Below are 26,221 nucleotides of genomic sequence, written 5' to 3'. Positions count from 1 at the left end.
TATTAATGCCCTTCATGACATTACCTGAGAGAATACTTAATTAACACAGTAGCTCTAGATCTAGGTTGATGTATAGGTTGTTTACGTACATGGCCTTAATACGGTATGTGGAATTCATGCTTATAGTACTTGACCTTGCCTATTTAGGTATACTCAATCCACTGAATAAGTTCCTGATAGCAATACTGATGACCGCAATAGTGTATTCATTACTTGCCGTGTCGAGTTACTCCTTCGTAATAAATATGTGGATAGTATTACTATTAGTATTGGCGATGACCGGCGCGGATGCAACATTGCTTGTTTTAGCTGTGGCAACACCCCCAGTATCAGCCATTGGACTATACACGACTTGCTTCATAAACATTATACTTGATATATTAATAATTGTTATAGTTTTTGAATTAATAAGGAGATAATACAATGAGTTGAATAGGGATTACATAGAGCGTAAGGCGGGGAAGGCCGTGGAATTCCCGAGGAAGGTATTCAGTGAGTATAGGAAGCCTGTCGGGAAGGCAATTAAGGAGTTTGGACCACCAGCCAGAGACCACCGCTGGTGCTGGGCGATGGTGATGTGGATATTGAGGAGAGGATGGTTAGGCTCATCATGGGTAAGTCGAAGCTTGAGTTGTGAGGCGGCATAATCGAGAGATTGGAGGGCCTTGGGTTTAGGAGGGTTGATGGAGGGTATGCAATTAGGTACGTGGTTAGGCCCTCTAAGGCCGTTGAGTTGGCTAAGAGAATGCTTGGCGACCTAGTGATTAAGGCGTTGATTGAGGACTTGGCTCAATTACCAGATGCAGAGAAGTTAAGGCGATTGAACGAACTAATGAATATGAGGGTTAAACCGAGGGATGGTTCAATGGTTGAGGTTGCAGGGGTAAGGATGAATGTTCACGTGAATAACAACGGCACGGTTGAGCTTAGGGCTTGGCTTAGGGACTATGGGGATGCCGTGAGGATTTTAGAGTTGTTAAGGAAGGCAGGCTACGATGCTGGGCTGAGGCCTGATGGTGGCGATTTCGAAATCTATGTGGGCATGTACGAAATCGAGAAGGATAAAGAACTCACCGCCAAAGTCTGCGAAGTCCTGAAGAGAATGCACGAAGAGACAGTCAGCAAGGGTAAGGAAAAGAGGGCAAGGGCGATAATAAGGGCAATGGCGAGACTAAACTGCCAAGACCCTCGCCCAGGGCCCGCTGGGCCCAAATAAAATCCTAAAAATTAAGGAAATAAAATAATTTTTATGATGCCTTTAACGGGATAATCCCCCAATCGACCAACTACAACGGCCTCCACAAGAATTTTTACTTCAGAATTATTAATAATGCCCTCCTTATTAATAATCCTAATCATGTTACCATGAACCTCAACATCGATGTTATCCGTTAATGGCTTAACATCAATTATCCTAATGTGAACCAATGATGGGTATATTGGTAGCATTAATTCACGAAATGCGGAAACCTTTATCTCTTTCCGAAGTATTCTTGAGATTGTGGCAATAATCCTATAATCATTAACTAACGCCGTAAATATGGAGAATCCGATAATCAATATTATTATTGATATTATTAAGTCAACAATCTCAAAGGCCATACTCCCTCACCGCATTCCTTATTTTACTCACGGACTCCCTAACGGTTTCTGGAACAACCTTAACATTGAAGAATAATGTCATGAAACTCACATCACCATTCCACCGAGGAACCACCTGAACATGTACATGCGGCGTTAACGATATCCCCACATTAAAGCCATGTGGATTATAAACCCTCCCTAGAATATTAATGAATCTCTTTGTTATCTCCATAAGCTCAATAAGTAGTGACTCACTAATTTCATTAATTGATTGATGCCTAATGGGTGCAATTATTAAATGGCCGTTATTAAATGGATGTGGGTTATGAAGAACTATTATTCTTTCATTTTTCATTATTATCAATTCCTCATTACCCATTAAATCACATATTTCGCAATTCACTAAAATCCCAGGAGGAATAGGAGGATTAATAATTTTTAAGGCTTTTAGCCTTACTTTATTGGTATTTTGATATTCAATTCCCTTGCCAACTCCTTATACCTATTCCTAACCGTAACCTCCGTGACCTGGGCGGCCATGGCGACCTCCTTCTGTGTCCTGACCTCACCCCTTAGCAAGGATGCTATGTAGACCGCAGCGGCAGCGAGCCCAGCTGGGTCCTTACCTGCCGTTAAGCCCTTCCTCTTAGCCTGCTCGAGAATATTAAGCGCCTCCTTAAGTATCTCGCCACTAAGTTTCAACTGCTCGACAATCCTAGGCACATAGAGCTTGGGGTCACTAAGTGGCAACCTAACACCCAACTCCCTAGCAATAAGCCTAAAGCATCTAGCAACCTCCTTCCTACTCGCCCTAGTGTATTGACTAATCTCATCAAGACTCCTGGGCATTCCAATCTTCCTACAGGCCATGTGCAGGCATGCAGCGACAATAGCCTCAACGCTCCTACCCCTGACCAAGCCCTTCGTTAATACTTGTTCATAGACACCCATAGCCTCATCAACGCATGCCTTAGGAATACCTAGCTGAGAGGATATCCTGCTCAACTCATTCATTGCCTGTATTATGTTACGCTCATAGCTCGTCTGAACCCTAACCCTCTGCTGCCACTTCCTATACTTCAAAATCTCAAGCTTCCTCTTAATATCAAGCTCCTTACCACTTGCATCCTTGGTTGCCCAATCAATCGTCGTAGTTAAAGCCTCGCTGGTTAATCTATTAAGTGGACCACCAGCCCTTGCCCTTGTTTCCTTCTCCTCAGCCGTGAATGCCCTCCACTCAGGCCTTAGGTCAATAACGTGTTCAAGAACCACTGAACCACATTTAGCACAAATTACTTGACCATTTTCGTAATCGAAGATGAACGTTGTTGATCCACAGTATGGACACACAAGCTTTTCCTCACCCTCGGATTTGAATTCTATAATTTTACCTGATACTTTCAACTTACTTAATAAATTAGATCCACCCTGCTGATCCTTCCTTTCCTGTTCGGGGTTAGACATAAATATCCCCTATTAAAGCTTTTCGCGTATTGTTTAATTATTTATAAACCTTTCTCTCCATAAAAAGTTATTTATAGCCTTCACGAAGTAACCTCCTAATTCTGGCTAACAAACCATATACCTGCAACTCACCGCTGGACCCCCTAAGTAACCTATAATGATGCTCACCAACTATGTAGATAGCCTTGGGCTTTAGTTCCTCAGGAACCTTTAACTGCGAGGTCGCAGAGGCAACTTCCCTATGGGCTATCTTAATTATATCAAGCGGGTCGGCACCCTCATCCCTTATCAACGACATCGCTTCCTTAACGGCTTTACTGAAATCACCGATAACAGCCTCCGTTATTATTGCCCTAACCCTTGTTGGACTGACCTTACCCAACGCCTTATAAACCGCTTCCTCATCAACTACGCCACCTAACGAAGCCGCTGCCTGTAGTGTGTTTATTGCTTTTCTCATGTCTCCCTGGCTTATGTCCCAGATGGCCTCGAGGGCCTCATCAGTAACCTTAACACCCTCCCTCGAAGCAATATCCCTAAGCCTACCAAGAACAGCATCCTTAGGCAAAGGAGAAAACCTGAATAAGGAGCACCTTGATTGAATTGGTTCAATAATTCCAGATGAATAATTTGCCAATAAAATGAACCTAACAGATGATGTATACATCTCCATTATCCTCCTAAGGGCTTGCTGAGCGTCTGGCGTCATGTTATCAGCCTCATCAAGTATTATCAACCTAAAGGGAGCTTTCACAGTAGGTATTGTTTTTGCGAATTCCTTAACCTTCTCCCTAATCATTGCAATACCCCTCTCGTCGCTTGCGTTTAGTTCAAGGACATTCTCACGCCAAGCATCACCATACAGCTCACGGGCTATGGCAAGAGCCATCGTAGTCTTACCAGTACCAGGAGGACCAAAGAACAGCAGGTGAGGTATATTACCATTGGCAAGCATCTCCTTTACTCTAGCTTTAACGTGGTCCTGGTCAATAATGTCATCAATCCTCGAAGGACGATACTTCTCAACCCATAGAGTCTCTTCAGAGGACATTATATTGATCCTTATTTCTTTCCTTAAATAAATTCCTTTGCAGCGTCTGAGACAACGTATTTATTATCCTTAAGTAAGACATATCCCAACCTATTTAGTATTGTTAGTAATTCATATTCCCTATCACTGAGTTTATCAATTTCATTAATCGATATTGGTAATTTACTTAGTAATCTTCTAATGATCTCCTTTGTCGTGACTATCTCCCTATTGGCTGTCTCATCCCTAAGCAGGATGACCCTTCCATTATCTATCAACCTCTTAAGAAGTCTCTTGGATATCACGTCCCTAGTCTCAAGGAATAAATTATCATCTATTGCCCTAAGTAAACCTCCACCTACCTGCTTTGTTTCCGATGATGACCGAGACTCCCTAACCCCCTGACCACGCAACTCCCTTATCTCCTCCCTAATTAGGTCTAGTTCTCCCTCAATCGATGCAAGACGCTCAAGAACCTCCTTAAGCAGTTTAACACATTCATTACATGATGAACTCATTACTATAACCACCTAGGTCCAATTAATAAGGGCTTTATTTTATTTTATAGGTTCTATGAGGCTAAGGAGAGGTTCCTAAAGGGCTTGAGCGGGAGGTACCCTAAAGAGAAGAGACCTGGCAGGTACTACTCACTGGCGTATCCACAGGGTGGTTGGAAAGTGCTTGCCACTAGGTCGATTAGGCATGGGAGGAAGGGGCTAATGCTGTTGAGGTTAAGTAACCTAGGGATATTCAAGGTTATTGTCCATAGGGACTTCCCACTGAATAAGGTGGCTAGGGTAACAATAAAGCTTTACAGGGGTGGTATGCTCTACGTAATATTCACGGTTGAGGATTATGAGTATCCAAAAATGCCGAGGACTGGTAGGGTTGTTGGGCTTGATGTTGGTGTTGAGAGGCTTATCACAGCCAGTGATGGCTGGTTCATACCCAACCCAAGGCCATTGGAGGGGGTGCTTTATAGGATTAGGAGGTTGCACAGGGCATTAAGCCGTAAGGTCAAGGGCTCTAGGAATGGGAGGAGACTAGGGTTAGGTTGGCTAGGGCTTATGAACGCCTCGCCAACTTCAGGAGGGACTTGTACTTTAAGGTTAGTAAGTACTTGGCGTTGAATTACGACATGGTAGTCATGGAAGATATTAAGGCCAGGCAATTGATTGGTAAGTCGAATAGGGTGTTGAGGAGGAGACTTCATGATGTTGGCTTTCACGAGCTTAGGAGTATCATCCAATGGCAAGTGGTTAAGTACGGTAAGGAGTTTAGGCTTGTAGATCCAAGGGACACCTCAAGGACATGCTCGAGATGAGGCTATGTGGTTAAGGAATTCAAACTCAGTGATAGGGTGTTCAAGTGCCCAAGATGTGGGTTAATTATGGATAGGGACTTGAATGCTAGTCTAAACATACTCAAGCATGGAGGGCTGGGAGCCAGCCCGACAGCCTGCGGAGTCCCACCCAATACCCCTGGAGTATATCCAGGGGCAAGGCGGGGCAATGAAGCAGGAAGCCTCACCCTTCAGGGCGGGGTAGCTCACAATGATGAGTGTATCTCCACAATATCACCATCAGTAAGAACATAATTAATACCAACTCTCTTAACACCTAGTGGGAACCTATCAATTCTCCAAACCCTGGCATACCTAAACCCCTCATAAAACCTGCTATGAATCCTCCTGGCCAAATCACCAACAGTAGAACCCCTCTTAAGAACAAAGGGTTTTGGTGAGTATGTATCTGCATCAGGTTCCTTCGTATAAATCCTTATTAAGTCCATGATCTTCAATAACGACTCACCAAGAGCCCTAGAATCAATGGCACAATTCTTAAGTGACGCCGTTAGTACCGTCACCTCACCACTTAACTTCGCGGTAATGCTCTTTACATAATCATTATCTGCCAGGTCTATCTTATTTATCAATACGAGCGAGGGCTTATACACTATTTCCTTAAATATTGATTCCTCAACATCATCTAGCGTGGCCTCACCATTTATTGTAACCAACGCATTATTTATGCCATAATTAACCAGTAACTTCTTAACGTCCTCTGCAGTACCATTAATCAACCTACCAATAACCTGAACACCGCCTGTTGGCTTTCTCTCTATTGTAACAAATCCCCTGGGCCTAATTATGTATATGCCGTTCTCCCTTAGGATGCTCTTCAAGGCATTGTACTGAACCTCAACATCGCCACTTGCGTCAAGAACCACTATTGCACTATCCGCATTCCTAATCATTGACAGCGCCATGGAATTCACATCAGAATCTACATCCTCAATATTCATTGATGGTAACTTCACCAATTGGAAGTATACATTGTCATGAATAAACATGCCAGGTATTGGCTCAAGGGATGAGAATGGTATATCATCGGGTTCAACCTTAACGTTCGTTAAACATCTCAATAGGCTTGACTTGCCTGATGATGGTGGACCAACAATCACAACCTGGGCATCACCCTCCTTCTCAACATAGATATTAACCCCACTACCTGATCTCAATGATCTCTCCTTGACCTTCCTCTCCTCTATCTCCCTTCTTAACTGAGCCATCCTCCTCCTGGCCCAGTGGATCAGGTTCTCCGTACCCTTATGTTTAGGCACAGCGCTAAGGAAATCCTCAAGTGCCTTCAGCTTCTCCTCAGGTGTCTTGGCCTCCATGACCTTCTCCCACTTCTTCCCAGCCTCAGGTGGTAAGTTAGCAGGCATTACTAGTAATTACCTAGGAAACTATGAGTTAAATAAATTATTTAAACGTCACTAAACATCCTCAATGCCCTTATCCGTGATCCTAAACATGGCGCTGGCCTTGAAGGGTAGTCTCGGTGAGTCCAGGACCTCCATCACCTTGACATCCTCCTTTGACTTCCTAAGAAAAAGCCTATGAGTAACAGCGTGGGCAAGCACATTACCGCCAGCCGGTCTCTTAATCTCTATGTAGCCCATGGGTACGTCGAGTACTTGATTCGTGAGAACAACGTAAACATTATACAACTTAGCAATCCTCATCAGCCAATCAAGGATGTAATTAAGCCTCTGCTGCCTCTCGGCAAGTCTCTCCCTACCCTTAAACTCAGCCCTGTAAAGGGCTATTATTGAATCAACAACTATAAGCCTAGCATTAGCCTGTTCCACGAGCTTAACAACATCGAACTTAATCCTATCCTCCAGATCCGCGGCATTAATAACCTTGATAACGTATATGTTATCTAAGGTCTCATTGGGGTCCAGGTCAAACCTCTGGGCAATATTAATAATCCTACCTGGTGAGAATGCCTCCTCAGTATCTAAATAAACGGCCGCACCACCAACACCACCCTTATCCTGACTTAGCTGAACAGTCACTGATAATTGATGACAAAGCTGAGTCTTACCTGTGCCGAACTCACCAGCGAACTCATAGATAGCCTTAGGCTCTAAACCACCCTGCAGTAATTCGTCAATGGCCCTAACATTAGTTCTCAACCTGGTAATACCCTCAAAGCTCTTGGCAATATCAGTAGCCCTTGAAACCCTATTACTACCGAAGACAATATCCCTCGCAGACCTCAGTATTTTCTCAACCCTATCAGGGGTCATGTCTGTCAATTCAATTAGCTCCTCAGGGTTAAAGAGAGCCAGATGCCTCACACTAAGTATTCCCTTGGACTTCAGCAATTGCGCTGTCTTGGGTCCAATACCCTCCAAATCCTCTAAATCCACGTTATCCTGAACCATGCCTCCTCAATAACATAATTCATTGCCAATAATAAATAGGTATTTGTTAAGAATTAAAAATCAAGGTATTTTAACTGAGATTTGTGACAAGCATCGTTAGTCTAATTGGTGATTTATTCCTGGTGGTATTTCCAATAACCATGTTTATTGGTTATATCCTTAGGAATAGAATAAAGAATCTCCGAATTAGTAATTACCTGCAGTATGTTGTTATGGCCTTAATATTCACCATGGCCTTTTGGGCGGGCAACATCGTAGCCAGTAACTACGTTTTTTACATAATAATTTACTCAATAATTTATGCATTATTCTCCATAGTAACAAGCCTGGTCTTTACCATACCTATTGGTCTTATTTTCAATTCAAGGCATGCCCTAGAAATACGTGTGAATAACGATGGCAAAACAGGTATGAGGTTACCATTAATATTATTAACAATTCTAATCATTGGATGGTTACTTGGTTATTACGTGAGGTATAAATCAATTAATTACTATATTAATTACTTAATTACACTTGAGCTACTTATATTGATCCTGGTAATAGGCCTTGACATTGGTTCCTCAATAAACACATCACTCCTTATGCAGGGTTACCTAGGCATAATAATTGCCATAACATCATTACTGGGAAGCTCCATAAGTGGCTTAATACTGCATTATTTAATTAAAATACCGTTAACGGCGTCCCTGGGGATATCGATGGGTATGGGCTGGTACTCATTGGTTGGACCACTCCTTAGCGTTAGGTTTGGGCCAGCAATTGGCACACTGGCATTCCTAACCAACTTCCTCAGGGAGCAACTAACATACCTACTGGTGCCTTCAATAGTTGTTGCTGGTTTTAGGAATGTAACCCTTGTATCGATTGGCGGCGCTACGTCAATGGACGACACATTACCAATTTATAGGCTTTACATGGGTGAGACGGGCGGTTTTATAGCGTTTGTGAGCGGTTTCGTAATAACAATGATACTCCCGGAATTACTGCCGTACGTTATCACACTTTAGGGATTACCTACCCTCATCAATATTTATTATGTCCTTAATCATACTAACCTCCTCCTCCGTAGCTCCAAGTCTCCCCATACCCATATCAACAAGTAGTCTCGCTAATATTATTGCCGTATCTCTAATTGATATTATGCCAACTATCTTTCCATCTTCATCGACTATTGGCAAATGCCTAATACCATGTTTAGCCATTATATGCACGGCCTTTATTAGACTGGCATCCTGCTCAATAACTATTACATCCTTAGTCATAACATCACCAACAGTCAACGTACTAATATCAATATTACTTGCAACAAGCCTTAATAGGTCCCTCTCGGTAAATACCCCAATGACCCTGCCCTCCTCATCAGTTATTATTATTGAACCAATATTCCTCTCATTCATTATCCTAATTACACTAATTAATGGCTCGTCATCCCTCACGGTTACGGGAACCTCCTTCATCACGTCCCTAACACGCGGTATTGCCATGCATAAGTAAGTGCCTTAGGACCTATATATACTTTTTAGACTATGAAGAGCTTAACCCACCTTAACCCAAGCATGAATGGTGTGAATAACACACCAGCGCCACTGAAGAATTTCGTATACATCTCATAGAAGTGAAGCCTCAGGCTTTGTACGAAGGCTACGAACCCCTCACCAAGTATTATTATCAAGTTGAATATTATCAGCACGGCTAAGCCAGCCGGCGTGAACAAACCCAGCGATACAGCCCAGGCATAGGTCATTGCCGTAAATACCGCATGCATAATCGCCACTATGCTCAATCTCATAAAGGATATCGTATTGGTTAAACTTGGTATTGCTGCCTCGGCGCTAACCTCAACGGCTAACTGGGCGGCACTAAACCCTGGAACACCCCTGTACTTAGCCCTGAAGTAAAATAGCGAGAACATTAGTATTGCAAGCACGGCAAATGCGGCATACGCCCAATACCACATTAAACCCTCTATTGCATTAAACAATGGATACAGGGGCTTTAATAATGGTGTCTTCTCACCAATCCTTATGACAGGTACGAATCCAGGACCCATTAAGGCGAGCACTAGGAATGTGAAGAAGAAGAATAATGGTACATAAAAGCCTATGGCTAGATCTCTCTCACCACCCCTATGTGCATTAATGGCCTTAAGAATGAAGGCTAGTAATAATGATACTATACCAACCATTATCGATACAGCCAGCATTGCATATATTGAGTTGGAAAGTACCTCCAGCGCTGTGCCACTAACGTGAACTAGCCTGAAGAGTGCCGGTAATACCTCTATACCAAATATTGTGCCACTCTCCACAAACGTGAATATTATGGACCATATACCAGCCATCAAGAACACCAAGCCCCACATTGAGTACTTACCGCCAAATATCGACCGTAGAAAGGCATTGGATCCCTTATAACGAGACCTATACAGGGAATAACCGAATAGGGATAGTACTATGCCGTGACCCAGGTCTGGGTACATCCAGCCGTAGAATGCTGGAAATAGTATGAATGTAAGTATTATTGGGCTTATCTCGATGTACTTCGGTACACCGTACATATACGTTATTTTCTTAAACGCATCAACGGGTTTTGGATACTCCTCGAGCGTCGGAGCCTTCTCTGGTTCTATTTCCTTAACATAGGCAACCTTGCTTTCCTTCCTAACCTTAGCATCAATGGCTAATTTACTTAATAGTGATGTTAGCAAGATATCAAACTTACTTGAGAGGCTTTCCTTAACGTAGCCAGCTATCGTTATGACATCACCACTGACCTTATTAATACCCTCAACACCGTATGTGGAGACCTCATTAAACTCCTTCACGAACTCCTCATACTCCTTCTCTAGGTCCTTAAGCCTAGACCTTAGGTCTGTTAATTCCCTACCTGTTAATTCATACGCCGACTTAATATTGGTTAAGTAATCCCTACTTATTTCATAAACCTCCTTTCCAAGTGACCTTACGTCTAAACCCTCAGGAGACTCTACTAATGTGAGTATTGATAGGTCTGTACCCTCAACATCACGCTTAATGTACATTAATCCCTTAATAGCATCCTTATTTACACCACCTCTAATCACGAATACCCTAATCCTTAACCTACTAAGGCCTTCAAAGGAAATACCTGTCTTCTTCATATAACCTAAGGCTTCATGAACAACCTCCAACTCCCTAATCCTATTCCTGGTATCGTTTACAGAATTCATAATTTGTAACAATCTATCACCGATATCCTTACCCTCAGGAATTGCCGAGTCCATGTATTGCCTAACTATGTTCGTTATTGTGTCTGAAAGATCAATAATTGCATAGGCCCTATCACTAACCTTGGTCAGGAAGTCCCGAAATTCCTGCTCAAGCTTTCCCAACCTACCCTCTAACTCCGCCAACTTACTCTTCATGGAATTCAAATCAATGGTACTGGGTACCTCAAGTGGAGTTGCATTGAATAGTTTATACGTGTTTAATAAGCCCTGCCTAGCCCACTCTGGGTATATCACCAATGCGTAAAACCTTTCTTGAACCTTTATTGGCAACGTCTCTGCGCCGTGGTTAATGACCGCGTTCCTGAATTCATTGAAATCCTCCTCACTTATTGGCACAATATCGACCGAGAAATGCCTTAATTTCTCAATGACGATATCACCAACTAATGATAAAACATCTACAATGCCCCTCAATCTCATGTACTCATTTCTAATGCCCTCAATAGAATCTAGGTACTGCCTTACCCTGGTGAGTAGGTCCTCACCATCCTCAATTATGTACTCAAGAAGTTCATTAAATAGACCGATCTTCACTTCGTGAGGGGTTACAGGCGGTGGTATTGAGTACTGACTTAATATCCTGTTTAACTCCCTGGAAATATCCTCAACCCTCCTAATTCTCTCTGAGTATTTACCTGGTACCTTAGGCGCTGGTATTACCCCGGGCCTAGTTATTGGCATGAAGTAACCAGCATCACCAATATTCATCAGTAGATCGAAGGCGTACTCTGATGGTAATGCAATCTTATACTCAATAAGTCTCGCTATTGGCATTCGAAAGACAAAGGTTAATTGTAGAATTTAAGCATTATTCCTCCAGAGACCTGGTGACGATTACCCACGAAAGTAGCATTTAAAAATTCTGAGTTGTGGTATCTAACGTGTCGACGCAGATAAGGACCATTAAGGCCAGGATATACTCAATAAGGAGGGGTTCCATTGGCTACTCAAGGGATGCAATAATCATAGTACCTGGCATCGAGACCGCGATAGATGCGGCCAAGTTCATAAATGCTAAGGTTATTTGGAAATCAAGGACGGGTATTGAGGCAATAGGCAATGTGCTTAGGGTGTGGGGTAAGCACGGTCAATTACTTGTTAGGTTTAGGCAAGGATTGCCTGGACAAGCCCTAGGTGATACTGTGGATTTGATACTTAATAGGTAATGGTAATAAATCACGCTGACTTGCAGGGCGGCTTCGTCGGATCAACTATCCTATATCCAAATAACAGGCACACGCCAGTATTCGCTCCATAGTAAACGCATTCCCTGCAATCGTTAGGCCTACCCACAACTATCTTAACACCACTTGGTAATGGAGTTTGGGGCGTGGGTAATGATGGTAATTGAGGCCTCTCGCTAACTGTTGTCTCCACCTGCCTTAATGGCTGTACTTCTATCGCCTCCGTTGTCTGTGGCTTAGTCTCTACCTGTGGAGGCGGAGGCGGTGGCGGTGGAAGCTGAATTGGGGGTGGAGGTGGTGTGCTTGGTGGTTGTGGCGGGGGTGGAGGCGCCACCTGTGCTGGTTGTGGCGGTGCCTGTGGTGGTGATAGGGCGGTCATTACCTCATCCATCACTGTCTGCTTAACGGTATCTGGTGGTGGTAGTTGGCCTTCGTATATCTTCTTACCATTGATTATTAATGCGGGTAGTGATGCCACGCCATCCTGCTTCATTGACTTGACTAGGTATATTAGGTTCTGCGGTACCTGGCTTTCGGGCATACTTAATGCATTGAGGGCTGCATCGACAGCCTCAGGCTTTATCCTAATGAATGTGGCATTAACATTTCTCTCACTCCCCTTAAACTTCTCCCTAATCTCCGAAACAACGTTTCTAATAACGTTTTCGTAGTTCTCATCCCTACCGACAACCATATAAAACTTAATCATGACCGGCATATACCTCAATTCTTGATATAAGCCGATATTAATAAATCTTTAGTGTCTAAAATAACATTAATCAGGTTAACCACTCGTTACTACTGATATTTTTACACTATTCTTTAATAACCTATTAAGGTAAAGCTTACGCTCGATTGCATTACCATCAGGACGCAATTCATATATTATTTGAGTCTCAAATGCCTTAATACTCATGGGATTGCATATCTTTAGGGATTCGCAAAGCTCCTTAATGAAGCCCTCATTATCAAGTGGCTTACTCACCCTTTGATAATAATTCTCCGCCATCTCCACAACCTTCTGTGGAAGTAGTATTGATGCTTTCCCTGATTCAACGATGTACAACCCATGATAACCAAGCACCATATCCCTCCTAACCCAATCAATACTGACATCCGTTAGGGGAGATACGATTGTGATCTCGAGCACGCAATTCTTAAATTCAGCAATGGATATTGGTGAGAATCTCGGGTCATAAAATGCAGCGTGCGTTGCAGCTGTCATGGAATCCTCGAGAAGATTCTTTATAGGCCTTATTGTTCCCATGCTCCCCCTGAGAACCCTCTTGATCATGCCATCTGAGTACATAAGTTTCTCTATTGATACGAAGACCCCGAACTTAAGCTCCGCAATCTTAACCAGGTGCGTTGGATCAATATCATACTCAGCCTTAACACCGAGTCTCTCAAGAATCCTAGACCTCAGGTACTTAATGAGGCTTGTGTACTCCTGCTCATTAAGTGGCCTGAATAATTGCATGCATATAACGCTATAAGTAATGATTTATATGCAGTGCCCTCCCTGATTATTCACGAATTATTAGTAAATTATTGCCAACACAGGAGGTACTGAGTGTACCTAAGACGCCACGTGCAACCTCTAATTCCTTATTTATACGTGCATGGTGACTACCGACCCAATAAACCTTACCGCAACCAGTACAAAGCCAGAATTCATTATTCCTAAGTAATACGCTACTTGGTACCTTACCAATAACCGAATCCCTACTGACCCTAACAAGCCTTGAACCACAGATGGGGCATAGGCTTTTCTCCATGTTTAGCATTAATGGAAAACCAAGAACCAATGATAAGACGGACAACCACTCAACATGCCTAGGCGTACTCAGTAGAAGGCTTAATCGTGACCTCTTCCTAAATAATTCCCTATCCTTAGTAACTAATAAATGATTTACATTAAGTAACTCATTATCACTAAAGTTCGGACTATAGATCACCCTAACACCCAACATCCTCAACCACCTAACAAGCCAACCAAGCATTGAATCGACAAAAACCTCATCATCACTTATGGGCAGGGAAACACAGGTATTAACTCGGGCAATCTCCAAGGCAGATCACTTCACCAAACTCTCTAATTTGTCCCACGGCATTGGACTGCCCTCGTAAAAACCCTCAATAATCGATGGACCCGGCACCACATCCACAACATTACTCAAGTTAATTACCTTGGTAAATCCAGGCACCTTACTCTTAAACCAATTATAAATCTCCTTACTAATATTGACCTTATCCCTCGACCCAGGCCTTAATACGGCATAGTAATTAGTCAGAGAACTAACCATGCTTAATGGTGCCGTGATCAACCTAATCAGGGAAGCATCACTAAGGTTATCTATCCTTAAGCCAATCCCAAGCCTAAGTTCAACATTTCTAATCCAACCCCGTGTCCCATAGATCATGAAACTACCCTTACCAAGGTATTCACCAGACGGGGCCTTCTTGGTCACCTGCTCACCCCTAACATAGAATACATCGAGTACTGACAAACCCATGACCCAAGCCCTTGAATAGGCTGCAGCGTACTGCGCCGCCTCGTAAATATCACTATTACTGGCATTATCACTAGGGTTCGAGAGTCGAATAACCACAACCGCAGCACCTGGTATGTCGGCGTGTACGAATATGTCCCAAGGCCTTAAATAATGCCTCACGATTACCTCATTCTGCGCAGCATCCCTACCTGCTATCACCAGCTTACCGCCACTGGTTATGAACCACCTAAACCTTTCAAACCACTCCCTAGCACCATAAATCACATGAATAGACCCCTCCCTAATACTCTCAATTACCTTCTCTCCCTCAGCCCTAAGTTCCTCAATACGCGCCCTAAGTTGGCTCATCACCTCCTCTGCGCTTTTGGCCTTGCGCTCAAGCTCCTTAGCCCTATTGAAGAGATTATTAATTACATCACCAACATCGGTATTCAATGGTATTGACACCGTAATACCATTAATATCAAGAAGCACTACCTTACTTCTCGGATCAAAGCCCTTAACCCTAATTCCCTGGTATTCCATACCCTTGATCAACTCCTGGAACTCATCCTTATACGATGACCAATAATTCCTAAGCACATTAAGTAACTCCTCAATTACGTACTTCCAATTAAGTACCGTCTCCGCCTTAATCCTCAACTCCTCAGAACCCTTCCTAAAACCCTCAATACTCATCATTAATTCATCAACACTCTTCTCAAGTCTCATAATCTCACCAGTAATACTGGCAAGTTTTTTCTCAGACTCCTCCCTAACCTCAATCTCATGGAAATACTCATCAACAGCCTCATTAAATCTCCTAAACTGCTTAATGTTATCGTACTTAATTGATAGGTACTTAATTGGAGTTACTGTTATTGGTGCACCATTACTATAATAAATGGTGGGCTCCAATTCCCCTCTGCCTACGGTATTTACCATGGACCTAATTACTGAGATAACACTATCTAAATTAATGGAATTAACGGGTAATGCACAATCAATCAATGCCCTAGTGCATACCTCATTGGCGATTTCACCACCTAAACCTAAGCCTCTGGCAATTGCCTTACCTATAGTATCATAGCCCTGTAAGGCCTTAACCACACTTTCACGATCATCAGTGGGCTTGACAAAGCTTTGGGGCGGTGGCTTATACTCAAGGCCAATATTTATCACTCTATCCCTACTTCTATATGCCCTTAAGACCCATCTAATTACGTTATCATTACTCATGTAAATGGCATTCCAGGGCTCCAGTAATTCAATTACCAGATAACCGTCACTAAACACTAACTTAACAATCCTATCAAAATTCAATAACTCAATGCTCCTTAGCCTCATTCCCTCAATCAACCTCCTAAGCGGTGTTACTCCCTCGGCTCCATGCTCAAGGACGTAACTCGTCAATCCAAACCTATGGGAGTTGGCTATTACGAAGTACTTCTCAGACTCCTTCCTAAACCTAAGTAGTAATGAATTGCTCATGGTATAGACCTTATCAATTATTGAATCCCTTAACTCAGTAAGTTCAATTGAGATTGCTAATAGGTCCAGGACATTTAATGACCTCTTTTGATTAGGCATTTACCTTAAGTTTTAAGGAGGGTAGGTATTTAAAAACGATTTACTTCTTCGTAGTGGTCGGCTCTCCCTGTTCCCTTAGTAGTGTGGTTAATTCATTAATTGATTCCTTCAGGGACCTTATCTCCCTTATTAACTCATCAACACCCTCAAACTCAACCTTAAACCTAATACCTCCTGATTGCTCGTAATCCTCATTACTCTCACTAACGCGTTTCCTAACCCTACTTCTTCCATCACCATCCTCATCGCCAGTCAACTCCTGAAGAAGCTCCTCAAGATCCACCTTCCTTTTCCTGCCAAACATATCAATTAGGAAATCTCAAGTAGATTAATAAGGCACTATGATAATTCGGTAATTATGATTGGTATAATCTATGACAATGCATACCTGGAACATAAGCCCCCAAGAAGCCACATTGAGAACCCAAGTAGGATTATGACAATCATTAAATCAATAAGCGGTACTGTAACTATGGAGAAGCCTATTAATGATGTTAATGAGTGGTTACTTAAGGTTCATGATGAGGATTACGTGAGGCGAATTGATGAGGCTTGTGATATGGGTTACGTATTCATAGATGCGGATACATACGTTAGCCCAGGTACCTGCAAGGCTGCGAGACTTGCTGTAGGCGCTGTCTTAAAGGGGGTTGATAAGGTGCTAAGTGGTGAGTGGGGTACTGCTTATGCGGTTGTTAGGCCGCCTGGCCATCATGTCGGTCGTAGTGGTAGGGCATTAATGGCACCAACCCAGGGCTTCTGCATATTCAATAATGTAGTCGTCGGTGCCGTTTATGCCTTGGAGCACGGTTTTAATAAGGTGGTTATACTTGATGTTGATGTTCATCATGGAAATGGCACGCAGGAAATATTCTATGAGGATCCAAGGGTTTTGTACGTAAGTCTTCATCAGGACCCATTAACTATTTATCCAGGTACTGGATTCATTGATGATGTTGGTGAGGGGGAGGGCGAGGGTTTTAACGTTAATGTTCCATTACCGCCATTTACGGCGGATGATGCCTACATGAATGCCCTAGATAGGGTTGTATGGCCGATAATCGAGGAGTTCAGGCCGCAATTGATCCTGGTTTCCCTGGGCTTTGATGCGCACATGCTTGATAGTATAGCTAACCTGAGACTGTCCCTTAATACGTATGCCTATGTATTTAGGAGATTGAGGAATATGATTGGTAAAGTTAGGGGTGTTGTCTTCGTGCTTGAAGGTGGTTATAATAGTGATACCCTAAGCAGGGGTTCAAGGCTTTTAATTGATATCATGAGTAATAGGGACGTGGAGATTGATGAGGGGGTGACACAGACTGAGCCAAGGATTATGGCCCGTGTGAACTCCGTTATTAAGGATGTGATCAATACCCAGAGAAATTACTGGCACCTGGCTTAAATAACCTAAATACTTATAATTTACCATAGTTAATGCGTACCTGCGTGATGATGCTGGGCTTGATGATCAGTGATTTAGGTTAATAGCGCTGATCCTAAATCTTTGGCTAATTATTGTGAGTTAGTGATTTATTTCCCCGCACAATGTAAATAACGTGGTGAGGTCTCAATACCTATTAATGATTATGGCGCTTGCCATACTTATGGGTATTGCCTCGGTTTTGTATGCTCAGCAAGTTCAATTACCCATATACATACCTGCCGTCAACGTAAGCATAACCGCATTATCAGCAAACGGCATGCCACTAACGAAGTATGCTACCGTCGGCTTATCATGCGCAGGGTACAATGTAAGTAATATAGGCCTTATGAGCACTGTGATACCAATACCGAGTACAGGCTCAATAACCTGCAGAGCCTATGCCTACTCCTTTGGTGTTTATTCAAGCAAGACCGTGATTCTCACCGCAAACGAGAGTGGGGAGGCAATATCAGTGACCTTGGTAGTACCGGTCAGTGGTTATTACGTACCAGGCATAGGCTTCATACCAATAGGCACTTTGATAGCAATTGCCGTGGTAATCATAATAGTCATAATACTAATAGTCATTGGTTTAATTGAATATGCTAGGTGGAGGAGGGAGAGACTGGCGAGACTTATAAGGCCACCTGAGTAGGGTTAAGTGACTACCTAGGATGATCTGCGGCATTATATTGAGTGGTGGTTTATCGCGGAGATTTCAGGTACGTGGTGAACCATGGATTGATAAGGCCCTGTATATGGTGGGTAATGAACCAATGATAAGACTCATTTATAACGCCTTGTCGCAAATAACCAGTAAAGTTATCATAGCAGTGAATGAAGTTGATAAAGCCTTGAAATATAGATCGATAATACCAAGCGCCGACTATGTCATTGATGATGAGAAATTCAAGGGACCACTCGCGGGTATTTACTCAGCACTTAATAAGTGTGGTGAGGAGTACGCCGTGGTGGTTCCCAACGACATGCCTTACATAACGCCAAAAGCCCTCGAACCATTAATAAGCGAACTAGGAAATTTTGATGCTACTACCTATGTATACCCAAACGGGCATTTAGAGAATGCATTAATGGCGGTCAGGAGGACTGTAACTCTCCAATACATGGACTTACTTGTTAATTACGGTAGATCGAAGATCTTCGACCTAATTAGGGGATTACCAAAGGTACTATTCCTAGATCCATTGATGCATGGAATTGAGTTGAAGAGTCTCGTAAACGTGAATACACGTAGTGACTTAACGGGCACTTCCATGAGAATTAACGGGCAGGTAATTAAGAGCGATATTTCAATAATTAGGGAGTACGTAATTAATGACGTAGTGGGTAAAGACCTTAATAAGATAGTAGGCTCGCTCTGGTATACATTAATTACAAGTGATCCCTGGCCCGAGTTCAGGCTATATGCTGAGGCAGGTCTTCACTTCCTGGCTGCTCATGTACTGCTTGACTCAGTTAATGAGAATGTTAAGCAGCTCGGTAGGCGCATATTGACCTCATTCGGTGTTGATAAGGCATGAATGTAATAATCATGGCCGGCGGCGCAGGAACTAGGCTCTCTAACCCCAATAAACCGTTGATTGAGGTATGCGGTAAGCCAATGATAATGCGCGTCATCGAGGCTGTTGAGGACTTAGGCGCTGTATACATTGCAACCACAATTAGGCACTCATCCATTATAGAATTTGCGAGAAACCATGGCTATAAAGCCCTAATAACAGGCGGTAAGGGTTACCCTGAGGACTTCCTGGAGGCCATAAATAGGGTAGGTATACCTGCCCTCATAGTTCCTGCTGACATGCCATTCTTAAACAAGCAGTTAGTTAGGAAGTTCTTGATTATGGCTGCGTATGTCATGGCACCAATGATAACACTCATGTATAGGAGGGATGAAATCCTAGGATTTACGGGAATAAGCCTTGTAAGGAGAATAAAGCTAGACCAAGGCATTATCCCGTGGGTATCACTAGTAGTTCCATGGAGCAAGGAATTACTCAATATAAATACTCCAAGCGACATTAACACAGCTCAGGAAGTATGCGAGAATATGTCGCAAAAAGTATTTTAATATGAGCATAACATTAACTCACGGGTCATGTCTCTTAGGGATGAGTTTTTGCGTTTGTTGAGGGAGGATGAGGTTTTTAGGCTTGCTGTTATTGGGCTTTTGGGTATTTCTGATGTTCAGTCTTCCCTTAGGCGGTTGGTTGATGTTGTTGGGAGGCTTGTTGATGGTCAGGAGGCTTTGGCTAGGAATCAGTCAGTGATGATGGAGGTTTTGAACAAGGTTCTCGAGGCAGTCCAGAGGCTTACCGAGAACGAGGAAAAACTTTGGGAAAACCAGAACAAGCTATGGGAGGAGAATAACAAGATTTGGCAGGAAATAAGGGCTCTACGTGAGGGCCAGTATGCGATGAGGGAGGACATAAGGAGACTATGGGAGGAAAACAACAAGATATGGAAAGAGTTAAGGGGTCTTAGGCGTGAGGTTTCTGGCGTTTCTAATACTGTGGGTGTGTTAGTTGAGCGTGATGCCAGGCATTACTTACCTGCCTGGGTTAGGGCTAAGGTTGGAGTTAACGTTGATAGGCTTAGGAGGGCTAGGGTTGAGGATATTGGTGAGTTTGATGGCTATGCTGAGGCTGATAATAGGGTGATTGCTGTCGAGGTTAAGGCAACGCTTAGGGTTAGGGACGTTAAGGACTTCGTGGATAAGGTGGGCAAATTAAGGAGTGCCAAGGCTGGTAAAGAGGTCATAGCCATCATCGCCTACGTAAATGAGTCAAGGGATACCGGTAAAGCCATTGAGCTGGCTAGGCTCAATGGCATTAAGGTGGTTAAGCATCATGGTGAGGATGACTTCGAGGAACTCACCTAGCCACTAACTGCCTCGTATAATTCACCAACCACTCAATGAGTGGTAGGTCAACCCTCACATAATCAATTCCGTACTTACCCTCATGAAAACCCCACACATGTAGATCATAGGCCCTGGACCAGGCATCGGCAATCCTCGGCTCATTAAGCCTAGCACTCAACGACCTAGCGGCCCTACCGAGCAGGTACGCGAACCACCTACCCTCCCTAACTGCCTCCTGGTACTCAGGTGTGTTGTACTTCTCTGCCAAGGCCTTGACGCACTCCTCAGCGACCCTATACAACTTCTCGCTAGCTTGGACGGCATCGCCTTTGTCGATGTATTCCCTGGCCTCACCTAAGTACTTATCCGCGAGTTCAAGCCTCGCCTTAGCCAGCTCGCCGGGATCTAACTGCATGACATTCATCAGCGTATATATCACAAGGTCCTCAATGTCCAGGCCCTTTTCCCTAACCTTCTCATAAATAACCCTCGGCAACTCTAATGAAACAACCATTAGTGATAAACCATTAGTGATAGTACCGGAAATAGCTTTAAAAGCCTATGACCCCTTTACAGCATTTTCTTCACGAGCTCCGCCAACCTCTCAACGAACCTATCAAAGGTTATGTCCCTAACCCTCTCCAGGCTCCTCCTCGAGTAATCACCCCACGCCCTCCCATCCGTTAGAAGCTTAGCTATCGCATTCACAGCCTCGTCAGCATTTTCATAACCAAGCCCAACCTCACCACTCATCGCCAGGTCACTCCAGGCGCCACCGCTCCTATGCACGACAACGGGCAAGCCCCTTGCCATGGCCTCTGCCACTGCAACGCCCCAGTGCTCGTTGATTGTTGCATGCAGGAAGACCTTCGCGCTGTCCAACGCGTTCAGCTTTGCATCGCCGGGCGCATTCTTCATAAGTACAACGTTATTAAACACACCGCTCTTCCTTGCCAACTCGATTGTTTTTTCGAAGTAGTTCTCGGAGGGTACGGTACCTGTTCCACCAATAATGACTAGCCTAACGTCTGGGACCTCCTTGACTAGCCTTGGCATCACCTCACTCACAACCCAGTGATAACGCTTCTCATTACTAAACCTGCCGACCATGACCACTATGTCCTGTCTCTCCTCGAAGGGCTTCGGCTCCATGGCAACATTGACGTTTGGTGGCAGTGGTGGGTTAACCACCAATGGGTACTCGCCGTGTATTTGCTTGACCAGGTCAGCGGTCCACCTCGAATTCGCCATAACGAGCTCATGAACCTTGAAGGGATTACCCCTGTTAAACCTCTCGCTGAGCCACAGACTACCCATTAGGTATATGTCCCACGGGAACTTGCCGTACCTCTCGGCTAAGTACGGGTCGTCCCTCCATGACCTTATCTTTCGTGGTCCATACACTGTTTCGAATGGGAAGTGTATGTACTCGATTGTTTTGAAGCCGTACCTACGCTTCAATCGTACGATGGGCTTTGTCTGGTAAAAATCGATGAATACCAGGTCCGGTTTCATCCTTGGTATGACGGCGACGGCAGGCACCCACGAAAGAGCCCTTAAGTATATCCCAAAGGCACGTAGCTTGAACGGCAGTGAGTGTACCTTGAATTTCGTTAGGTCCATTCCGAACCACTCCTTATAACACGATACGCAGAACCTAGTAGTCGCAGTCAACTCCACATGATGCCCCATGGTGCTGAATGCCAGGGCGAACGCCCCAGCCACCAATTCACCGCCGCCCGGCCTGTCCCAGTAGTGGTGCGTGACTAAAACCTTCATTAATCAAGCAAAGCTTACTTCTCATTTTAAAGCTATCCCATGCCTACACATAATAATACCCACATTCGCGTCGCCACTCACGGCGCTGCATTTAAAGCCCTCATTGTTGAACCTAGTTAATAATTCCATAAGTATGTCATTGCTATGGTACTCAATGACGTACTCCGGGATTTTACCAATGCACGGATCCTTGGCAAGCCCCAACTCACAGCCCTCGCAATCGAATTTAGCCACGTCAATACCACCGAATGCGTTCAGGAAGTCACAAATACTCAATTTCCCGTAGTGCGCCCCAACGATGGTGAACTTCCTACTGTCTATTCTATTCAGCATTGCATTCCTCGCCAACTCACTCACGTACTTGCCAACGGGCTCCACGGCAATGACGTACCTAGCCCCATTATGCAGGAAGTACAGCAGGGTATCGCCAACGTAGGCGCCCACATCAAGCACCACCTTTCCTTTGTAATCGGCCATGCCGTACTGATTATCAATGAATGTCTCGTGCAGTATCATCCTGTACCTCACAAAGCACGGGATATCCACCTTAGCGTGTCTCCAGCACTTCCTTTCCCTGTCATAATACCACCCGTGCTCAATGCCGTGCTTGATGCTTATAGGGTCGCTAAACCACTCATTGAGTGGTACCTCGCCGCGGATAACCATTGGGAATAACCAAATCATTGACCTAAACCTCCACGCCAACCTCTTGATTATGTACGCCAATATGCGCATCACAAGTGAAGCGCTGCTGACAGCCAATACCTAGCAATATTCTTTGTTATATTTAACTCACTAATGTGTATATTGTGCCTCGCCATGGATTTAAAAATAGGTAATATGCATAGGCCCTAACATGCCTACCGCATGTGTCGCCACCACGCCCAGCATTCACAGCTGCCGGGAACCAGGGCGTCAGCCTTTGCCCAACCAACAACGCATAGAAACCCAGCACGGTCTCATCCGCAATGCAGTTCCTCAATTGCTTAGGCACTGCACGCACCACATCCATCAACAACTCAATAATGTCCTCATCAGGCCTGTGGTTGATTATCACGGCCTGCTTAGGCCCGAAAACACGGGGCTGTGCCCACGCTTATTGTATAGCACCCTCGTGTGCGGTATATTATCAATAACCACGTCCCTAACGCCCAGCTTGCCGTTTATGTCGGCCACACCAACAAGCTTTGTGGACAAACCACGTGCCTTCCTGTACACGTCAATAAACGACGGCACCAACTCAACATCACTATCCACAACCACATCGCCTGGTTCCGCAATACTCAAAATAGAAAGAATCGTTTCAGACCTATTGCCGTAATCCACGTACTTATACACCACACAATCACTGAGCCCCAAGGCATTGCGATCGATATCGATGCAGCACGCGGGTGCGTTGTCAAGGTAAACCACAGCATCCGCGCCGCCCAACCTACTCCTTATGAGGTTGATATTATAGGCAAAGAATTCCTTGATTTCCGCAATACGCGAGATCGGCAGGTACGTGAATAGCCTCATTCATGAATAAAAAATAAAAGTAATTTTTAAGGATATTTATCATAGTTATTATAGTGGTGGTTCGAGTAGCTTTATCTTCATGCCCACAAGCTCGGGCATGACCCTATGCTCAACAACCTCGGTAACCCTCTCGATACCTACCACATTGCCCTCCTCGTCATAGCTCTCCCTAATGTACATGTGAATTATTGATGTGGCGTCGTGAGATGCGTGCAATGTGGTCGTGGGCATCGCATCCCTGCCATGCTACATCCTGCCTATTGCCCTGGACATGTGCGTTATTGCGAAGACGATTGACTTGTTGTGCATTGCATACAGGGCAAGAGCATGCAGTATCCTCGTGACCAACTGGTTCACCTGTGCCACGTCAGCCAGCCTGCCGGTCCCGAACATCGCCCTGTAGTTCTCCCTAATACCACCAACACTGTCAAGCACAATGAAGTCATACCTAACCCTAGACCTGTTCCTGTACAGGTTCTTCACGGAATCGAAAACGTTATATGGATTCTCCTCATAAGCCACATCAGCACCACCGAGCAGTTTCCTGATCCTATCCATGAGCGGTATCAAATTCACCTCAGACGCTATGTACAAAACCCTCTTATCGCTACCCAAAAACCTTTTAGCCAGAGTAAGCGCCTGGCGTGTCTTCCTCACCATCGCCTCGGCCACAGCCACGCCTCAGTGCTCATTGACTGTGGCGTGAAGGAAAACTCGTGATTTATCCATTAACTCGATTTTTAATTTGCCAGGCACGTTCTTATGAAGCTCTGCCTTGATGCCGTGCTTCTTAATCAACTTTAAGATTTGCTAGTAATATGACTCACTAGGTATTGTGCCCGTGCCACCAATAATGTCCAGCTTCACATCAGGCACCTCTTTAATGAGCCTCGGCATTAACTCGGTCACAACCCAGTGATTACGCTTCTCGAATGAGAACCTGCCAATCATTATCACCGCATTGTCTCTTTCCTCAAAGGGTCTCGGTTTCTCAACTATTCTTACGTTTAGTGGAATAGGCGGGTTTAAAATACGAGGGCGTTCTCCATATTTGTTTAGCAATTTCTGCCGTCCACCTCGAATTTGTCCATACTATGTCATTAACTTCAAAGGGATCGTCACGATTGAACTTTCTTTCTAACCATAATGAACCTTTAAAACATAAATTCCACGGAAATTTATTGTATTTCTCAATGAAATAAGGATTATCACTCCAGTTTCTACCATAAATAGCCTCACATAGATAATGTATATATTCACCACTTTTAAATTTATAATATTTTTCAGAATAATGATCGGTTTAGATTGGCAAAAATCCATAAATACAAAACCAGGCTTTAAATTAAGTATTGTTAATACTGCAGGAATCTAAGACATAGTCCTAATTAAGGTAAAAATTAGATACTTAATTTCTGATTTCTATAAGTGATAACCTTAAATCTTCAATCTTGATTTTATTTTTCTTAATGCTCTGAAATAATTTATAATAAGCATAAGCCTTAAGATGCTTATTACATTCATCCAGTCTAATTCTTTCTTCATTAATTACTCCATTAAACCATGGTGTCAATCTTTGACCAGTCAATAATGCATAAAGGCCAAGTATTACCTCATCTGCTATACAGTTTCTAATAATAGGAACATTATAGAGAGTTTCTCTAATACTAATATTGTTAATGCTTCAATATCAATTATATCAATTTTATGATTAATAATAACTGCTCGTTTCGGTTCGAAGAAAATAGGTAGATGCCCATACTTATAATATATTATATTTTCGTATACGGTATACCATCAATGATAATGTCCCTTGTCTTAAGTCCTACTTTTACGTCTTCTACACCTATCATCCTACCCAGGGGAGCATTTTCTTTAAACCTTCAATAAAGGATGACGCTAAAATAATATCGCTATCAACGACCATTGCTATGTCATTAATATTAAGGAGATCCTTCAACATGGCTAATCAAGTATTATTTCTATTGCGCCAATTACCTACCCTAATCTCAATCCCACTAGTTACAATTTTACTTTTACTAATTATTTCTTTTTGTTTGTCATGTGATACGTTATCTACGTATACGATTGCATTCTTTGGTCTTACGATTTCGATATTCCTTACGAAGTACTCATTTATTTCGTAAATCCTATAAAAGGGCAGATACGTTATTAATGTAACCATTCAAAAATCTTTTAAAGAAAGGGTCATTTAAGTTAATTCGTGAAGGCGCTGGTTTATTGAGCTTTGAGCGGTATCGGCAGTA

Annotated in this window: 33 protein-coding genes and 1 pseudogene; 12 read left to right on the top strand and 22 right to left on the bottom strand. The window is 43.5% G+C overall.

Annotation, left to right across the window (positions count from 1 at the left end; translation table 11 throughout):
• The first annotated feature begins 68 nt into the window (after window positions 1–68).
• The 3 genes from VMUT_RS09025 to VMUT_RS09020 are packed head-to-tail and all read left to right on the top strand — an operon-like array spanning window position 69 to window position 1,216.
• The gene (locus tag VMUT_RS09025; RefSeq protein ID WP_013605110.1) at window positions 69–419 is read left to right on the top strand and encodes a hypothetical protein; all 351 of its coding nucleotides are present in this window, start codon (window positions 69–71) and stop codon (window positions 417–419) included.
• Between the two features lie 9 nt (window positions 420–428).
• Window positions 429–647 carry a hypothetical protein gene (locus tag VMUT_RS12325; RefSeq protein WP_013605109.1) on the top strand — a complete coding sequence of 73 codons (219 nt, stop codon included), beginning with the start codon at window positions 429–431 and terminating at the stop codon, window positions 645–647.
• A gap of 8 nt (window positions 648–655) precedes the next feature.
• A complete protein-coding gene (locus tag VMUT_RS09020) occupies window positions 656–1,216 on the top strand; it encodes a hypothetical protein (protein WP_013605108.1) in 561 nt (186 codons plus the stop codon).
• Window positions 1,217–1,227: 11 nt separating this feature from the next.
• Here the strand turns inward: VMUT_RS09020 and VMUT_RS09015 are convergent, their stop codons facing one another.
• The 5 genes from VMUT_RS09015 to VMUT_RS08995 all read right to left on the bottom strand — a co-directional run bounded on the left by VMUT_RS09015 (window position 1,228) and on the right by VMUT_RS08995 (window position 4,596).
• The gene (locus VMUT_RS09015; RefSeq protein ID WP_013605107.1) at window positions 1,228–1,602 is read right to left on the bottom strand and encodes a hypothetical protein; all 375 of its coding nucleotides are present in this window, start codon (window positions 1,600–1,602) and stop codon (window positions 1,228–1,230) included.
• Window positions 1,592–1,987 carry an HIT family protein gene (locus tag VMUT_RS09010; protein WP_237699635.1) on the bottom strand — a complete coding sequence of 132 codons (396 nt, stop codon included), beginning with the start codon at window positions 1,985–1,987 and terminating at the stop codon, window positions 1,592–1,594. The genes VMUT_RS09015 and VMUT_RS09010 overlap by 11 nt, the downstream gene beginning before the upstream one ends.
• Window positions 1,988–2,037: 50 nt before the next feature.
• The gene (locus VMUT_RS09005; protein WP_013605105.1) at window positions 2,038–3,048 is read right to left on the bottom strand and encodes a transcription initiation factor IIB; all 1,011 of its coding nucleotides are present in this window, start codon (window positions 3,046–3,048) and stop codon (window positions 2,038–2,040) included.
• Between the two features lie 67 nt (window positions 3,049–3,115).
• Window positions 3,116–4,099, bottom strand: coding sequence for a replication factor C small subunit (locus tag VMUT_RS09000; protein WP_013605104.1), 984 nt, complete (start codon window positions 4,097–4,099; stop codon window positions 3,116–3,118).
• 23 nt (window positions 4,100–4,122) lie between these two features.
• Window positions 4,123–4,596 (bottom strand): hypothetical protein, encoded by a 474-nt coding sequence (locus VMUT_RS08995; protein WP_048056989.1) that lies wholly within the window; start codon window positions 4,594–4,596, stop codon window positions 4,123–4,125.
• A gap of 84 nt (window positions 4,597–4,680) precedes the next feature.
• On the opposite strand from VMUT_RS08995, the gene VMUT_RS12320 reads away from it, so the two are divergent.
• Both VMUT_RS12320 and VMUT_RS13415 read left to right on the top strand, forming a co-directional pair.
• Window positions 4,681–5,208, top strand: a complete 528-nt coding sequence (locus tag VMUT_RS12320; RefSeq protein WP_013605102.1) for an RNA-guided endonuclease InsQ/TnpB family protein — start codon at window positions 4,681–4,683, stop codon at window positions 5,206–5,208.
• An 8-nt stretch (window positions 5,209–5,216) separates the two neighbouring features.
• A pseudogene (locus VMUT_RS13415) lies at window positions 5,217–5,675 on the top strand (RNA-guided endonuclease InsQ/TnpB family protein).
• Here the strand turns inward: VMUT_RS13415 and VMUT_RS08985 are convergent.
• Entirely contained in the window at window positions 5,627–6,805 is a 1,179-nt protein-coding gene (locus VMUT_RS08985; protein ID WP_013605101.1) for an OBG GTPase family GTP-binding protein, read from the bottom strand. The pseudogene VMUT_RS13415 and the gene VMUT_RS08985 sit on opposite strands and share 49 nt — an antisense overlap.
• A 51-nt stretch (window positions 6,806–6,856) precedes the next feature.
• Window positions 6,857–7,813 carry a DNA repair and recombination protein RadA gene (gene radA / locus VMUT_RS08980; protein ID WP_013605100.1) on the bottom strand — a complete coding sequence of 319 codons (957 nt, stop codon included), beginning with the start codon at window positions 7,811–7,813 and terminating at the stop codon, window positions 6,857–6,859.
• Between the two features lie 83 nt (window positions 7,814–7,896).
• On the opposite strand from radA, the gene VMUT_RS08975 reads away from it, so the two are divergent.
• Window positions 7,897–8,823 (top strand): LysO family transporter, encoded by a 927-nt coding sequence (locus VMUT_RS08975; RefSeq protein WP_013605099.1) that lies wholly within the window; start codon window positions 7,897–7,899, stop codon window positions 8,821–8,823.
• A gap of 3 nt (window positions 8,824–8,826) precedes the next feature.
• Here the strand turns inward: VMUT_RS08975 and VMUT_RS08970 are convergent, their stop codons facing one another.
• Together VMUT_RS08970 and VMUT_RS08965 are read right to left on the bottom strand one after the other, a co-directional pair.
• On the bottom strand, window positions 8,827–9,300 hold the full coding sequence (locus tag VMUT_RS08970; protein WP_013605098.1) for a CBS domain-containing protein: 474 nt from the start codon (window positions 9,298–9,300) through the stop codon (window positions 8,827–8,829).
• A gap of 35 nt (window positions 9,301–9,335) precedes the next feature.
• Window positions 9,336–11,858 (bottom strand): V-type ATPase 116kDa subunit family protein, encoded by a 2,523-nt coding sequence (locus tag VMUT_RS08965; protein ID WP_013605097.1) that lies wholly within the window; start codon window positions 11,856–11,858, stop codon window positions 9,336–9,338.
• Between the two features lie 107 nt (window positions 11,859–11,965).
• Here VMUT_RS08965 and VMUT_RS08960 point away from each other — a divergent pair, with 107 nt between their 5' ends.
• On the top strand, window positions 11,966–12,250 hold the full coding sequence (locus tag VMUT_RS08960; RefSeq protein ID WP_013605096.1) for a 50S ribosomal protein L35ae: 285 nt from the start codon (window positions 11,966–11,968) through the stop codon (window positions 12,248–12,250).
• Window positions 12,251–12,260: 10 nt separating this feature from the next.
• Here the strand turns inward: VMUT_RS08960 and VMUT_RS12895 are convergent, their stop codons facing one another.
• From VMUT_RS12895 to VMUT_RS08935, 5 genes are all read right to left on the bottom strand, one after another.
• Window positions 12,261–12,977: a hypothetical protein gene (locus tag VMUT_RS12895; RefSeq protein WP_162467047.1), complete on the bottom strand. Its 717-nt coding sequence runs from the start codon at window positions 12,975–12,977 to the stop codon at window positions 12,261–12,263.
• Between the two features lie 75 nt (window positions 12,978–13,052).
• Window positions 13,053–13,748 carry an AMMECR1 domain-containing protein gene (locus tag VMUT_RS08950; RefSeq protein WP_013605094.1) on the bottom strand — a complete coding sequence of 232 codons (696 nt, stop codon included), beginning with the start codon at window positions 13,746–13,748 and terminating at the stop codon, window positions 13,053–13,055.
• Window positions 13,749–13,794: 46 nt separating this feature from the next.
• On the bottom strand, window positions 13,795–14,340 hold the full coding sequence (locus VMUT_RS08945) for a Mut7-C RNAse domain-containing protein (protein WP_013605093.1): 546 nt from the start codon (window positions 14,338–14,340) through the stop codon (window positions 13,795–13,797).
• 6 nt (window positions 14,341–14,346) lie between these two features.
• The gene (rqcH, locus tag VMUT_RS08940; RefSeq protein WP_013605092.1) at window positions 14,347–16,353 is read right to left on the bottom strand and encodes a ribosome rescue protein RqcH; all 2,007 of its coding nucleotides are present in this window, start codon (window positions 16,351–16,353) and stop codon (window positions 14,347–14,349) included.
• A 40-nt stretch (window positions 16,354–16,393) separates the two neighbouring features.
• Window positions 16,394–16,657 (bottom strand): hypothetical protein, encoded by a 264-nt coding sequence (locus VMUT_RS08935; protein ID WP_013605091.1) that lies wholly within the window; start codon window positions 16,655–16,657, stop codon window positions 16,394–16,396.
• A 54-nt stretch (window positions 16,658–16,711) separates the two neighbouring features.
• Here VMUT_RS08935 and VMUT_RS08930 point away from each other — a divergent pair, with 54 nt between their 5' ends.
• From VMUT_RS08930 to VMUT_RS13130, 5 genes are all read left to right on the top strand, one after another.
• Complete coding sequence (locus VMUT_RS08930; RefSeq protein WP_013605090.1) at window positions 16,712–17,758, top strand: histone deacetylase family protein; 1,047 nt, start codon at window positions 16,712–16,714, stop codon at window positions 17,756–17,758.
• Window positions 17,759–17,915: 157 nt separating this feature from the next.
• Complete coding sequence (locus tag VMUT_RS08925) at window positions 17,916–18,434, top strand: hypothetical protein (protein WP_013605089.1); 519 nt, start codon at window positions 17,916–17,918, stop codon at window positions 18,432–18,434.
• A gap of 19 nt (window positions 18,435–18,453) precedes the next feature.
• On the top strand, window positions 18,454–19,320 hold the full coding sequence (mobA, locus tag VMUT_RS08920; protein WP_013605088.1) for a molybdenum cofactor guanylyltransferase: 867 nt from the start codon (window positions 18,454–18,456) through the stop codon (window positions 19,318–19,320).
• Window positions 19,317–19,868, top strand: coding sequence for a GTP--adenosylcobinamide-phosphate guanylyltransferase (locus VMUT_RS08915; RefSeq protein WP_013605087.1), 552 nt, complete (start codon window positions 19,317–19,319; stop codon window positions 19,866–19,868). The genes mobA and VMUT_RS08915 overlap by 4 nt, the downstream gene beginning before the upstream one ends.
• 27 nt (window positions 19,869–19,895) lie before the next feature.
• The gene (locus VMUT_RS13130; protein WP_013605086.1) at window positions 19,896–20,678 is read left to right on the top strand and encodes a DUF8196 domain-containing protein; all 783 of its coding nucleotides are present in this window, start codon (window positions 19,896–19,898) and stop codon (window positions 20,676–20,678) included.
• Here the strand turns inward: VMUT_RS13130 and VMUT_RS08905 are convergent.
• The 8 genes from VMUT_RS08905 to VMUT_RS12685 form a co-directional block, all read right to left on the bottom strand.
• Window positions 20,671–21,174, bottom strand: a complete 504-nt coding sequence (locus tag VMUT_RS08905; RefSeq protein WP_013605085.1) for a PaREP1 family protein — start codon at window positions 21,172–21,174, stop codon at window positions 20,671–20,673. The two genes, VMUT_RS13130 and VMUT_RS08905, sit on opposite strands and share 8 nt — an antisense overlap.
• A gap of 56 nt (window positions 21,175–21,230) precedes the next feature.
• Entirely contained in the window at window positions 21,231–22,439 is a 1,209-nt protein-coding gene (locus VMUT_RS08900; protein WP_013605084.1) for a glycosyltransferase family 4 protein, read from the bottom strand.
• Between the two features lie 21 nt (window positions 22,440–22,460).
• Window positions 22,461–23,177 carry a class I SAM-dependent methyltransferase gene (locus VMUT_RS08895; protein ID WP_148224720.1) on the bottom strand — a complete coding sequence of 239 codons (717 nt, stop codon included), beginning with the start codon at window positions 23,175–23,177 and terminating at the stop codon, window positions 22,461–22,463.
• 49 nt (window positions 23,178–23,226) lie between these two features.
• Window positions 23,227–23,496: a hypothetical protein gene (locus VMUT_RS08890; protein WP_013605082.1), complete on the bottom strand. Its 270-nt coding sequence runs from the start codon at window positions 23,494–23,496 to the stop codon at window positions 23,227–23,229.
• Window positions 23,493–23,957, bottom strand: a complete 465-nt coding sequence (locus VMUT_RS08885) for a hypothetical protein (RefSeq protein WP_013605081.1) — start codon at window positions 23,955–23,957, stop codon at window positions 23,493–23,495. The genes VMUT_RS08890 and VMUT_RS08885 overlap by 4 nt, the downstream gene beginning before the upstream one ends.
• A 48-nt stretch (window positions 23,958–24,005) precedes the next feature.
• Entirely contained in the window at window positions 24,006–24,188 is a 183-nt protein-coding gene (locus VMUT_RS12690; RefSeq protein ID WP_148224719.1) for a hypothetical protein, read from the bottom strand.
• A gap of 15 nt (window positions 24,189–24,203) precedes the next feature.
• Window positions 24,204–24,617 (bottom strand): hypothetical protein, encoded by a 414-nt coding sequence (locus tag VMUT_RS08880; RefSeq protein ID WP_148224718.1) that lies wholly within the window; start codon window positions 24,615–24,617, stop codon window positions 24,204–24,206.
• A 150-nt stretch (window positions 24,618–24,767) separates the two neighbouring features.
• Window positions 24,768–24,908 carry a glycosyltransferase family 4 protein gene (locus VMUT_RS12685; protein WP_148224717.1) on the bottom strand — a complete coding sequence of 47 codons (141 nt, stop codon included), beginning with the start codon at window positions 24,906–24,908 and terminating at the stop codon, window positions 24,768–24,770.
• Between the last annotated feature and the right edge of the window lie 1,313 nt (window positions 24,909–26,221).

The sequence above is a fragment of the Vulcanisaeta moutnovskia 768-28 genome, assembly GCF_000190315.1.
Taxonomy (GTDB): Archaea; Thermoproteota; Thermoprotei; order Thermoproteales; family Thermocladiaceae; genus Vulcanisaeta; species Vulcanisaeta moutnovskia.
This window is presented reverse-complemented; position numbering and strand designations above follow the sequence as displayed.